Annotated in this window: 11 protein-coding genes; 9 read left to right on the forward strand and 2 right to left on the reverse strand. The window is 56.3% G+C overall.

Going from position 1 to position 12,319, the window contains the following annotated elements; translation table 11 throughout:
• The first annotated feature begins 29 nt into the window (after positions 1-29).
• The 7 genes from JRC49_11715 (at position 30) to JRC49_11745 (ending at position 5,393) form a co-directional block, all read left to right on the forward strand.
• Positions 30-875 (forward strand): ABC transporter ATP-binding protein, encoded by an 846-nt coding sequence (locus JRC49_11715; protein ID QTE70459.1) that lies wholly within the window; start codon positions 30-32, stop codon positions 873-875.
• Positions 876-877: 2 nt separating this feature from the next.
• Positions 878-1,564 carry an ABC transporter permease gene (locus JRC49_11720; protein ID QTE70460.1) on the forward strand — a complete coding sequence of 229 codons (687 nt, stop codon included), beginning with the start codon at positions 878-880 and terminating at the stop codon, positions 1,562-1,564.
• A complete protein-coding gene (locus JRC49_11725; protein QTE70461.1) occupies positions 1,565-2,005 on the forward strand; it encodes a LytTR family transcriptional regulator DNA-binding domain-containing protein in 441 nt (146 codons plus the stop codon). It abuts the gene before it with no gap.
• 1 nt (position 2,006) lies between these two features.
• On the forward strand, positions 2,007-2,486 hold the full coding sequence (locus JRC49_11730) for a DUF3021 family protein (GenBank protein QTE70462.1): 480 nt from the start codon (positions 2,007-2,009) through the stop codon (positions 2,484-2,486).
• Positions 2,487-2,651: 165 nt separating this feature from the next.
• Positions 2,652-3,485, forward strand: coding sequence for a hypothetical protein (locus JRC49_11735; GenBank protein QTE70463.1), 834 nt, complete (start codon positions 2,652-2,654; stop codon positions 3,483-3,485).
• Between the two features lie 33 nt (positions 3,486-3,518).
• Positions 3,519-4,691, forward strand: coding sequence for a DUF1887 family protein (locus tag JRC49_11740; protein QTE70464.1), 1,173 nt, complete (start codon positions 3,519-3,521; stop codon positions 4,689-4,691).
• Between the two features lie 195 nt (positions 4,692-4,886).
• Entirely contained in the window at positions 4,887-5,393 is a 507-nt protein-coding gene (locus JRC49_11745) for a sigma-70 family RNA polymerase sigma factor (GenBank protein QTE70465.1), read from the forward strand.
• Positions 5,394-5,571: 178 nt separating this feature from the next.
• On the opposite strand, the gene JRC49_11750 is transcribed toward JRC49_11745, so the two are convergent.
• Complete coding sequence (locus JRC49_11750) at positions 5,572-6,336, reverse strand: helix-turn-helix transcriptional regulator (GenBank protein ID QTE70466.1); 765 nt, start codon at positions 6,334-6,336, stop codon at positions 5,572-5,574.
• 297 nt (positions 6,337-6,633) lie between these two features.
• Between JRC49_11750 and JRC49_11755 the strand changes: the two genes are divergently transcribed.
• Together JRC49_11755 and JRC49_11760 are read left to right on the forward strand one after the other, a co-directional pair.
• The gene (locus tag JRC49_11755) at positions 6,634-7,983 is read left to right on the forward strand and encodes an alpha/beta fold hydrolase (protein QTE70467.1); all 1,350 of its coding nucleotides are present in this window, start codon (positions 6,634-6,636) and stop codon (positions 7,981-7,983) included.
• A gap of 168 nt (positions 7,984-8,151) precedes the next feature.
• The gene (locus tag JRC49_11760; GenBank protein ID QTE70468.1) at positions 8,152-9,030 is read left to right on the forward strand and encodes a hypothetical protein; all 879 of its coding nucleotides are present in this window, start codon (positions 8,152-8,154) and stop codon (positions 9,028-9,030) included.
• A 74-nt stretch (positions 9,031-9,104) separates the two neighbouring features.
• Here the strand turns inward: JRC49_11760 and JRC49_11765 are convergent, their stop codons facing one another.
• The gene (locus tag JRC49_11765; protein QTE70469.1) at positions 9,105-12,194 is read right to left on the reverse strand and encodes an alpha-mannosidase; all 3,090 of its coding nucleotides are present in this window, start codon (positions 12,192-12,194) and stop codon (positions 9,105-9,107) included.
• Positions 12,195-12,319 lie beyond the last annotated feature (125 nt).

Here is a 12,319-nt window from a genome sequence, read left to right on the forward strand (position 1 = left end):
CCCCGCAAAAGCATTACGGGAGGTACGACATGATTCAATGCACTGGAATTGAAAAATCCTACACAGACAAAAAGGTCCTGTCCGGAATCAGCTTCGATATTCCTGACGGACAGATTTTCGGACTGCTGGGACCCTCCGGCGCCGGAAAGACCACACTGATCAAAATCCTGACAGGGCAGCTGGAGTTTGAAGAGGGATCGGCGATGATCCTCCAGAAGAACGTGCGGCGCCTCTCGGGCGAGGATAAGAAAAAGATCGGTATCATGATGGATCAGTTTGGCGTATATGAACGGCTGTCCTGCTATGACAACCTGAAGGTGTTCGCGGACATCTACGGCACGCCGAAGGAAAAGATCATGGAAACGCTGAAACTGGTGGGCCTGGAGGATTCCGCGAAGAAGCCTGCTTCCGCCCTGTCCAAGGGCATGCGGGTCCGGCTGCAGCTGGCCCGGGTGTTCATGGTTTCCCCGGAAATCATCTTCCTGGATGAGCCGACAACGGGCCTGGATCCTATGACGATGAAGCAGATCCACAAGATCATCCTGGACAAGAAAAAGCACGGATGCACCATCTTCCTTACGACCCACAACATGGAAGAAGCAGCCAAGCTTTGCGACACGGTAGCCCTGCTGAACGAGGGCGTGATCGTGGACAGCGGCGCACCGGATGAAATCTGCCGCCGGTTCAACCACCAGAAGCGGATTGTGCTGCACCTGAACACAGGCGAAGATATGGAGCTGCCCCACAGCAAGGAATCCGCGGAGAAGATCAGCAAGCTGCTGGAAGAGGAACGCGTGGAAACCATTCACTCCTCTGAGCCGACGCTGGAAACCGTATTCCTGGAACTGACCGGAAGAAAACTGGAGGAAGAATGAACATGAATAATATTCTTATTATGATCAGAAAGCAGATGAAGGATACCTTCAAGAACAAGGCGGTCCTGATTCAGCTTATATTGCTGCCGGTGGTTTCGTTTATCCTGGAACGGGTGATCAGACCGGAAGGCGTTCCGGAACTGATGTATACCAAAATGTTTGCCGCCATGTATATGGCCATGGCGCCCCTGACCGCCATGTCAGCCATTATTGCGGAGGAAAAAGAAAAGAACACCCTCCGGGTGCTGATGATGTCCAACGTGAAGCCCGGACAGTACCTGACGGGCATCGGCGCCTATGTGTGGATCATCAGCATGATCGGTTCGGTGCTGTTTGCTGTTTCCTTCCCGGCGGCGGATATGCCCTTCTTCTTCCTGGTGATGGGCGTGGGTTTCCTGATCTCCATCGTGATCGGCGCTGTGATCGGAATCACCGCAAAGAACCAGATGTCTGCCGGCTCTGTGGGCGCGATGGCGATGATTATCCTTTCCTTCATTCCGATGTTTGCCATGTTCAATGAAGGAATTGGCGCGGTGGCGCGGTTCCTTTACACTCAGCAGACCCGGTTCCTGCTTGACGCTATGTCCTTTGCTGAAATAAAATGGGACGGAGCTGTCATCCTGGCAGCGAATGCTATCCTGGCGGTGGTGATGTTCTTTGTCGCCTTCAGGAAAAAAGGACTGGAATAAGTGAAGATAGATATCGACATCAATGACCAATACCCGGAGACATCCGTAACGATCCATGCCCCGAGGCTGAGCCAGGACATTGAGAAACTGATCGCGATGATGCGGATGCTCGATATGCAGGTCAGCGCGGAAAAGAACGGGGAAACCTACATCCTGGACGCCAACAAGATCCTGTATATCGAGGCAGTGGAACGGAAGACCTTCATCTACACAGAGACGGAGATGTATGAGTCTGAACTGAAACTGTACGAGGTGGAGGAACAGCTTCTTGAAAGGGACTTCCTGAGGGTCAGCAAACAGACGATTGTGAACCTGAGGATGATCAAGAGCCTGAAAGCGGACATCAACCGGAAAATCAGGCTGACCCTGCAAAACGGAGAACAGATTATGGTTTCCCGCATGTACTCGGACGAGCTGCGCCAGAAGCTGGGGGTGAGGTAAGATGAAAGAAAAAATCAAATACCTCAACTGGCTTGTGAAAGAAATTATGGCAAGCTTCGCCGGGGGCGTGGTGACCCTGTGCGCAATGAGCTGGCTGATGGGCGATCTGGGAGCGAAAGTATCCCCCATATTCAGCCTCGGGAAAAGCGGGATTTCGCTTGAAACCCTGATGCAGTTCCTCCTGCTCGCGGTGTTTTCCGTCGTGGTGAAGGACGTGTTCATGACGGACCGATGGATCAAAAACATGAGCGTTTTCCTGAGAAAGACCCTCTATTTCTTCGTGATCGTATTGGGCGTGTTCGTGATGAGCCGCCTGTGGAAATGGTTCCCGGCAGACGCCGCCAGCGCCTGGATTGTCTTCGGTGCATTCTTCGCAGTGGCTATGGTTATCATGACCATACTGACCCGGACAAAGGAAATATCGGAGAACAATAAACTGCAGGAAGCGCTGGAAAAATTCAAGAAAAGGGAAAAGACGTAATGATAAGGCGGCGGAGCGGAAGCTCCGCTGCTTGTCAATTAACAATTAACAATGAACAATGAACAATTAAGTGCTCCGGAATGCAGATAATATCATGCTTCTTGCGGGCGCTCACGGCGTATGCTACAATCCAGACAGAACATAAATTAACAGGAGATCCGGCAGATGAAGATTGAACGCATGTATGCGCGCGGAGCGGAATACCAGCGGTTCGAAACGCTTAAACGCAACCGCGAAAAACGAACCAGACAGAAGCTTGCCTTCATGGAAGGCGTGCAGATGGTGGAGCAGGCTATCCGCCATAACTGGGAGTTTGCCGCCATGGCGGTGGCTGACGGACGCCGCCTGTCCGGATGGGCGGAGGATATGATCGCGAAAGCGAAGCCGGAAATTCTTTATCAGATGGAGGAAGGCATGCACGCGGACCTTTCCGACCGGGAAGAGAGCTGCGAGATCATTGCCCTTGTCCGTGAACGTACGGACGGACTGGAACGGATCGAAGAGAAGACTTCCAAAAGCAGCATGCCGCCGCTGTATGCTGTCTTTGACCGTCCGGCGTCCCCCGGAAACCTGGGAACCTTCCTCCGCTCCGCTGACGCCTTTGGCGGAACGGGGGTTATCGTTACCGGCCATGCCGCGGACTTTTATGATCCGCAGTGCATCCGCGCCAGCGTGGGCACGGTGTTTGCCATTCCATTTACGGAGATGCCCAGCGCGGAGGGTGCCCTGGAGTGGCTCCATGCACGGCCGGAAAAACCACTGATCGTCGGGACGAGCGCCCACGGGACAAAGAACCTGGATGAGATCGACCTGACAGGCCCGGTTGCCCTAGCCATCGGCAATGAAACTTTCGGCCTGTCCCGGGCCTGGAAGGACGGATGCGATGTGCTGGCGAAGATCCCGATCTTCGGCGCGGCTTCCTCGCTGAACGCCGGAAGCGCCGCCACCGTCTGTTTCTATGAAATCAGCCGGCAGCGACTTGCCAAAGGGCTGAAATAAAAACAGGATCCGGACAGGAGAAAGGCATCACAGATGGAAGTAAAGACGCTGGTTGAACTGTTTGACGAACGCCCGCTGGAAAATGTGCTGGGTGTGGAGATCTTTCATCCGGAAGAGGTGATCTATGTCTGTCCGGAGGGAACGCCGGAGCATGCCCGGAGGCAGCTGAAGGATTACTTTGCCCACCGCGGGATCGAGGCCGCGATGGAGTTCCTGTATGTGGACATCTACGACACGGAGAAGATCCTGGAATTGTTCCGCGCCATCCTGAAGGATCATCCGGACGCTGTGATGGATATCACGGGCGGCACGGACGCCGTGCTGTTCGCGGCCGGACTGGCCTGCTCCGAGGCAGCAATCCCCGTGGTCACCTACAGCCGCACGATGAATAAGTTTTACAGTATCCAGAACGCGCCGTCCATGCACGGTTACGTATGCGATATCACCTTCTCGGTGGAGGACTGTTTCCTGATGGCGGGCGGATCCATGCGAAAAGGCCGGGTGGATAACAGCATCCTGTCCCGGTACATGGAGGATATTGATCCGTTCTTTGCCGTTTTCCTGAAATACCGCCGCCAGTGGGACAGGATCGTGACGTATATCCAGCGGGTTTCGGCGGCGAGGGAAGATGGAACCTATTCGCTGAGCGTGCAGGGAGACTATATTGTCAAAGGGGAGCAGGGCGCCCGGCTGACGGCCCCGGAGGAAGCCCTGCGGGACCTGGAGAAGATCCGGATGATCTCCGGCCTGAAGATTGTGCCGGAGGAAAGTGTGGAATTCTATTTCCGGGATCCGCAGGTTCGCGCCTGGCTGCGGGACGTGGGCAGCGTGCTGGAACTGTATATCTATAAAGCCTGCCTGGATACCGGTATATTCAGTGACGTGCGGACCAGCGCCGTTGTGGACTGGAACGGGGATGAAAAGGACCACGCGGTATCCAATGAGCTGGACGTGATGTGCACCCAGGGGATTACCCCGGTATTTATCAGCTGCAAGACCTGTATGATCCGGACTGAAGCCCTGAACGAACTGGCCGTCCTGCGGGACCGCTTCGGCGGACAGATTGCCCGGGCGGCCATTGTGACCGCAGAACCTGCCGGAGCGTCCGCCCGGAACCGGGCGGCGGAACTGAATATCCGGATCATTGACCTGAATGACCTGCAGGAAGGCAATGTGGACGAAAGCATCAGAAGACTGATGAAGTAATTCAGAAATCAGAATTCAGAATTAAAAGGACACAATACATGAAGCAGTTCCTGTAACAATCTGGTGCAACACAGGAAGCCCCGGAATCGCCGTAAGGCGGTTCCGGGTTTTTTACATAGCTTACGAAAACGTAAGGCAGAAGTCACCTGAAAGTAAGATTGCCCTGCTATGCTTATAGCCAAGGAGGGATGACTCATGGAAATCATACGCGGCGGACGGCAGGCAGAGACCTGTGTGAACAATGAATCGGTTCTTTCCGCATGGTATGACGCCTATGGCACAGAAATCCTGCGCTATTGCTTTATGATGCTGGGCAACCGGACAGATGCGGAAGACGCCACCCAGGAAACGTTCCTGAAGGCCTGGCGGAGCATCGGCCGTTTTGAAGCGAAAAACGGATGCTCTGCCCGTACATGGATTACCCGGATTGCAGGGAATACCTGCCGGGACTACCTCAAAAGAAGCTGGTATAAGCATGAAAGCAGACTGATTTCCCCCGAAGACCTGAAGAAACTTGGAAACGCTCCGGAAGAAGACCGGGAGCTGATCATGGACGTAATGAACCTGCCGGAGAAATACCGCCAGGTGCTCCTGCTGGTATCCATGCAGGGAATGACGATCCGCGAAGCGGCGGAGTGCATGCAGACCAGTGCGGCCACCATTTTCAGAAGACTGGAGAAAGCCAGGCAAATGATCGCCTGACATCCGGGATATATCCTCCTTTCCATTTGGAAGCCCTGCCGGGTGAGAGACGGCAGGGCTTCTGTATTGATGATGGATCTTTGCTTTTTTGACAAAAATGGAAAAATCCCCTTACGTCATCTGTTGCTTGTGACGCGGCGTCATCAGATAAACTGAAGCCGAAAGGAGGGGAACCTGTTTACCACCAGATGAGCCGGATGACATCCGCCAGCCAGGCGGCACTGCCCTCAATACGGTATTTTTCCACGCCTTCATCTTCCTGGACGGCAACCGGCAGCTGAGCCAGAATTTCTTCCACTTCTTCCGGAGAGACTTTTGCTTTTTCCGCGACTTCCCCGGCAGCGACATACAGGTCTGTATCCCGCAGGGTAAGTTCGTGAACCGCGAAGAATACCTTCAGCGCTTTCCTGTCAGACAACGTCTTCAGGGCGGACTGTATCTTCCGGAGTTCGGAAGCTTTCGGGCCTGCATATCCTTCATTCCGGGTGAAGAGGATGGTATTCCCGTTCCTCAGGGAATTGCCGGGAAGCTCACTGCTGGCGGAAAGCCCCCAATGGGCCATGCTTTCTTCCGCGTAGTTCTTTTCCGTCCAGGGCAGGTGCTTTTTATAGCCGTCGGTCACGATGATCTCATGCAGCTGTGCAGCCAGGCGATAAGCGTCGTCAAAGCCCTGTTCTTCCGGAAGATTCGCGAAATAGGATTTCAGGCCGAGACAGAGGGATTCCAGGCTGCTTCCGGCGGTATGCCCCATGAGCTCGTCAATGGAGACGCCGAAGAGGTCCGCAATTTCAGGCAGGAGCTGGATGTCCGGACAGCACTGTCCCGACTCCCATTTGGAGATTGTCTGGTTTGTGACCCCAAGGTGTTTCGCCAGTGCTTCCTGGGTGAGGCCTTTCTGATGCCGCAGGTATGAAATCTGATCTTTCAGTTGATTCTGTGCCATATCAGCCACTCCGTATGAATTATTCCGGCCGGTACCTAAAGTGTAGCCATTGGAGAGGGAGAAATCAATGACGCGGTTGTTGAAGTTTCGCTCTTTTTTTCCAACCAGAGGTTGGAAGGACTCCCTATCTGTGCTGAATCAGAAAAATAACCCGGGCTATCTTATCTGATTTATCCTTTTTACACCGGCTGAAGTATGGTATAGTAATCGCGATGTAAACAGAGCATATCCCATTCCAATACAGAAAGTATATTACACAATACGGTCCCTGAACGGGGACCGGGGAGGGAAAAACGAATGAAAACACTGCACAAAATGCTGACTTTGACGCTGGCGCTGATGCTGACGCTGACAGCTTGCGGAATGGCTTTCGCGGAGCAGGAAGCCCGGAAGATCGAAACGCCCGCGGATGCGGACGAATGGATTCAGATGCTCTTCGGAGAGCATCCGGAGGAACTGGACAGCGCCTGGGAACTGGTGCCTGAAGTGAAAACCGCTTTGGACGCAGCCGGCGGCATGAAGGCGGTTGCGATGCAAATTACTTCCATCGGCGAGATCAAAGAGATCCAGCCGGCTTATCAGAAGGAAATCCAGGGTTTTCAGTTTTTCTATATTCCCTGTGTTTTTTCCACGATGTCTGTGGATATTGTCCTGGTGACACAGAATGGCGCAGTTGCGGGAATACAGACAGGCGTTTTCTCCGGCAAACAGGAGAGCGCGTCTTCTGACCTGGCCAGCGTTGAACTGAACCTGCCGGTACCCTCCCTGGGCGAGCTGCCGGGCATCCTGACCCTGCCGGAAGGAGACGGTTCGTTCCCGGCAATTGTGCTGGTGCACGGTTCCGGCCCCAATGACATGGATGAGACCATCTTCAGCGTGAAACCCTTCAAAGACCTGGCGGAAGGCCTGGCAGCAAAGGGTGTGGCGGTATACCGTTACGACAAGCGGACCTATACTTACGGTAAGGAGCTGGCCGATAACTATCAGCTGACGCTGATGGAGGAAACGGTGGATGACGCGGCCGCGGCGGTGCAGATGCTGGCACAGCAGGAGAAGATTGATCCGGAACGGATCTATGTGCTGGGACACAGCCTGGGTGGCATCGCAATCCCGATGATTGACAAGGTGCTGAAAGAGCAGCCTGTGGCCGCCTGCGGATATGTGATGATGGCCGGTTCTCCCAGGAAACTGGATGAGCTGTTCCGGGAACAGTATGAGTTCATGTTCTCCGTGCAGGCGGAGGCTATGGAGCAGGCCGGGATGAACAAGGAGGACATTTTCAGCGAGCTGGACAGGCTGAATGACCTGGACGCGCTGGCGGACAGCGATGCCATACAGGGCGCCTATGCGCCATACTGGAAATGGCTGGCGGAATATGACCAGCTGAAGATGGCGGAGGATATTACAAAGCCGGTCCTGGTGCTTCAGGGCGAAGAAGACTGGCAGGTGACGATGAAGGACTTCGGCATCTGGCAGGAAGCTTTTGGAGACAAGGACAACTGGACCCTGATTTCCTATCCGGGACTGATCCACAGCATGACCCACGGTGTGATGAATGACGTATCCATGAACTATATGAGGGCAGAAAAGGTTGATGAGAAGGTCATCAGCGATATTGCGGCATTTATCCTGGAAGAGAAAAAATAAATACCCCGCCGGAAAACCGCTGAGCCCAAAGAAATCAATGCCTGTATAACGGAACCGCCTGCAAGGCGGTTCTTTTTTCCATTTCCGGGCGAAACAAAACCATATACGGTGTCGTCTATTTATATGTACACTCCCTTTCGGGGTGTACAGAAGGAGGTAAAAACGAAAATGAAAAGACTTTTAACGCTGGTAACGGCACTGGTTATGATTTTAACGCTGGCGGCGGCTGCCCTGGCTGAAGGAAACAATGTTCTGCTGCAGGTTGCTGATGACTGCGACAAGCTGCTGTTCAACACCGATAACGTGACCCTGAAGGGCAACATGGAATTCTCCTTTGACGGAAACTGGTTCAAGACGATTGACGGCGTTTATCAGCAGGAAGGTTATGACGCTTACTGCGACTTGAAGGTGAAGAGCCCGAAGAAGGACGGATCCGTCAAGAACAGCGGTTATACCATCTTTGATGACGACGGCGCTGTCCGTGTTGTGGAAGTCGTTTATCCCGGCACCTACAAGACCGCCGGAAGCATCAAAAACAACACGATCCTGCGCAGCTCCGCCCGGACTGACCTGGTGATGGGCGCGTTCCGCATGCTGGCCGGCATGGCCGACGTCTTTGCGGAAGTGACCGTGGGTACGGCCGAAAACGGCGGGAAGACCATCCATATGAAGCTGAACGGAAACTCCACGGAAATCGTGAACACCGGACTGATGATGCTGATGCAGTTTGCCGGCGACCGTTTCCTGAGGATGAACAGTGACGAATACAAGAGCCAGACGGGCAAGATCGGCGACTATGTCTCCATTGCCCGGGGCGTGCTTGCGACGACCCAGTCCATGAGCATTCAGAACGCGGAAATGACCCTGAAGGTAAACGACAAGGGCGAACTGGAAGCCGCCGAGGGCAGCGCCAGCGTGAAGCTGACCACCAACAAGGACGGCGAGCATACGCTGGAAGGCAAGTTCAGCCTGGAAGTTTCCGACCGGGGAACCACCAAGGCGGAACACTTTGACGAGAGCAAGCACGTTGTGCCGGCCAAGAACTAAGAAAACATTTCCAGCCTGAAATGAGCTGCGGGGCATCCATCCGGATGCCCCGCAATTTTTTTGTATGGATGATTTTATCTCTTCCGGGCCAGACGCAGGGTGATGATCTGGAAGGGATGGAAGGACAGGGTAAAGGTGCCGTCCGATACGGGAAGAATATCCTGTGGATCCTCGGCAAAGGAGCAGGTGCAGACCGCACTGAAGGGCAGGAAGGGATGAATCATGACGGTGCGGGTACCGCCCATGCTCTCATACAGGCGGATGACCAGGTCGCCGGTGCCGTCCTCAGACAGCTTGACGCTTTCCACGGTGACGGCGGGATCACTGGAATTCAGCAGGCGAAGCGGCACGGAAGAACCGGGGACGGTGATCAGCGGGTCGTTCAGCGCTTCGGCAGCCTCGATGACGCCGCTGGTTTCCAGCGGACCGTCCCAGGCACGGTAGGCATAAATGAAACGGTGGCGTCCGCGGTCAGCCGCGGCGTCCGGGTAGGTGGGCGCCCGCAGCAGGCTCAGGCTGATGACCCCGTCGTTAACGGAGACGCCGTATTTGCAGTCGTTCAGCAGCGCCGCGCCGCGGACAGCATCCCGCAGGACGGTCCAGTCATGGGCGCAGACCTCAAACCGGTCCGCGTCATACTGACGGGAACGGTGGGCGGGACGGGAGATAAAGCCGAACTGGATCTTATGATCCGCGTTATCCGCGTCAATGCCGGTATCAAAGGAAACCTTCAGGAGGCGGTGGCGCTCCTGCCAGTCAGCCTCGGTAATAAACTCGAGCTGTTCATCCTCCCCGGTGAGACGGATCCACTGGGTAATGACGGAAGAGGAGAAACGGGTGGTAACCTTCAGCTCAGCGAAGAGGCCGCCGGCGCAGGTGATCTCTGCTTCATACTCCGCGTCCATGGGCACTTCCCGCCGCTCAGTCTGGCTGTCAATATCCCAGGCGTCAAAGTGCCGGGGAAGATCCCGGTAAAGATGGAACACATTGGAGGGTGTGCGAACCCGCTCCCGGTCATCCTGCAGGAGAATCATGGAGAGCAGCTCGCCCTTCTTTGAAATGACCGCGCGCAGGACGGAATTCTGCATGACATAATTGCTGCCCTGGCGGCGAACCGAGACGTTGCTGTGGACCGGGACCTCAGCCGGATACATGGTGACGGCGGACATGGGCTCCAGGCAGGCAAGCACCAGCGCCTCATCCTTATAGGCGGCAGCCTGGAAACGAACACCCTCCCGGGTGACGGCGCCGCCGGTGAACCGCTCATCCGCCCGGATGACCCGGGTGATCCGGTGGGAAGAGGGGTTGAAGACCGTGAGGCCCAGGCCGTTCCGGCAGAAGGCGAGCAGGGCTTCCCGGGCACCGCGTACGGCGGTATCGCGGACACGGGCGATATCCATCCGGGCCTGCTCATAAACCCGGGCGATGGAGGAACCGGGCAGGATATCATGGAACTGGTTGGTCAGGAGCAGCTTCCAGGCACTTTCCAGCTCTTCCGCGGGATAGGCGGCGCGGCCGGTGAAGGCGGCCATGGCGGCGAGCATTTCCCATACCCGCAGGACATGCTCCGCCCGGCGGTTGCCGTTCTTGATCAGGGCCTGGGTGGTATAGGTTCCGCGGTGGCAGGGGAAATACAGCTCTCCCCGGTAAACGGGCAGGGAGCCGTTGTTCCGCTTTTTCAGGTAATCCTCCGGGGTCATCCAGTAGAGCCTGGGCGCGCCCTGGAGATCCCGCTGGCGCCGGATCTGCTCCAGGTCGTCCCGGGTAGGTCCGCCGCCGCCGTCTCCCTGGCCGAAGGGCAGGTAGAAATCACGGCTGCCGTCCTTTTCCAGCCGGCTGACCCAGCGGGTATGCACGGTCTTCGCGTCCACGGCGGTTTCATAGGACATGTGCAGGTAGCTGGGAATGACGGTGCCGTCCAGCCCGCGCCAGAGGAAGGCGTGATGCGGGAAAGGTTCAGAATCGTTATAGGACCAGAAGATCTTCTGGGTGGTGAGGCCGGTCATGCCGAAGCCCTTGATGATCTGCGGGAGGGCGGCACTGTAGCCGAAGGTGTCCGGCAGCCAGGCAACGCGGCTGTCCACGCCCAGCATTTCCCGGAAATACCGGCGCCCGTACAGGAACTGGCGCACCAGGGCTTCGCCGCCGGCCAGGTTCGTATCCGGTTCCACCCACATGCCGCCGTCGGCAATCCAGCGGCCGTCGGCGATGGCTTCCCGGACTTCCTCAAAGAGCTCCGGATAGTGCTGGCGGCAAAGCTCATATTCCGCACACTGGCTCTGGAGGAACTTTGCCTCCGGATACTCCTTGAGCAGGCGGAGGACGGCCGCAAAGGTGCGGGCGGTTTTCCGCCGGGTTTCCTCAATGGGCCAGAGCCAGGCATAATCCAGATGGGAGTTGGCGATAACGCCCATGGAGGCGGCAAAGGTGCCGTTATGCGCGTTGACCAGGGGCGCAATCTGCTGCCGGGCGTCCAGGTATGCCTGCCGGCGCTGCGGCAGGGGCTGCTCCAGATCCAGGGTATCCAGCAGGCGGGCAAAGCCGTCCGCCAGGGCCTCCCGGAAGGGATCATTCGCCTCCAGGTAATCGTGTACGTCCCGGAGGACGGTCAGGTCCAGCCAGAGCTGATAGGCTTCCTCATTCCACCAGCCGAAGGTGCTCCGCCCGGTGACGGCCGGGCCGGTGCGGGTGAAGGTGACGCCGTCTTCCGGGAAGACGGGACGGCCGGGATGGTCCGGCAGGGGAGTGCCGCCGTAGACTTCCAGGGCGATCTCAAAGGTTTCGCCGCCTTCCGCGTTCCGGCAAACGGCCTGATCGGAGATGTACTGGTGCGGATGAGCCATCCGGTCGCCCCGGCGGGCGCCGAAGACTTTTCCGTTGACATAGAGGACGGATTCACCACCGGGATTCAGGTCCATGACGATCCGCTCCCCGCGGGCCTCCTCCGGCACGGTGAAACGGCCGAACATCCAGGCATAATCCCAGGGCATGCCCCAGGGGGTTCCGGCCGGCCAGGGCTCCCGGGGATAGGTTTCCGCTTGCCGCAGGTTCAGGACGGAAGGCGCAGAAAAGCCCTCCAGGACTATTTCGCCCAGAGGGTGATAAAGATCCGCTGCCAGCGCATCAATGACGTGCCGAAGCTGACCGGTGATTTCCTTATTCATTTAAGCAGCTCCTTCGAAATGATCCTTTGTGCTGAAGGCAGAACGCTCTATGACAGATTCATCCATATCTCTGATATGATGATACTCCATCGGCGATGCGGAAAGCAAGGGGAACAGAATAAAAT

The sequence above is a fragment of the Clostridiales bacterium FE2011 genome (genome assembly GCA_017569305.1).
GTDB lineage: Bacteria > Bacillota > Clostridia > Christensenellales > Aristaeellaceae > Aristaeella.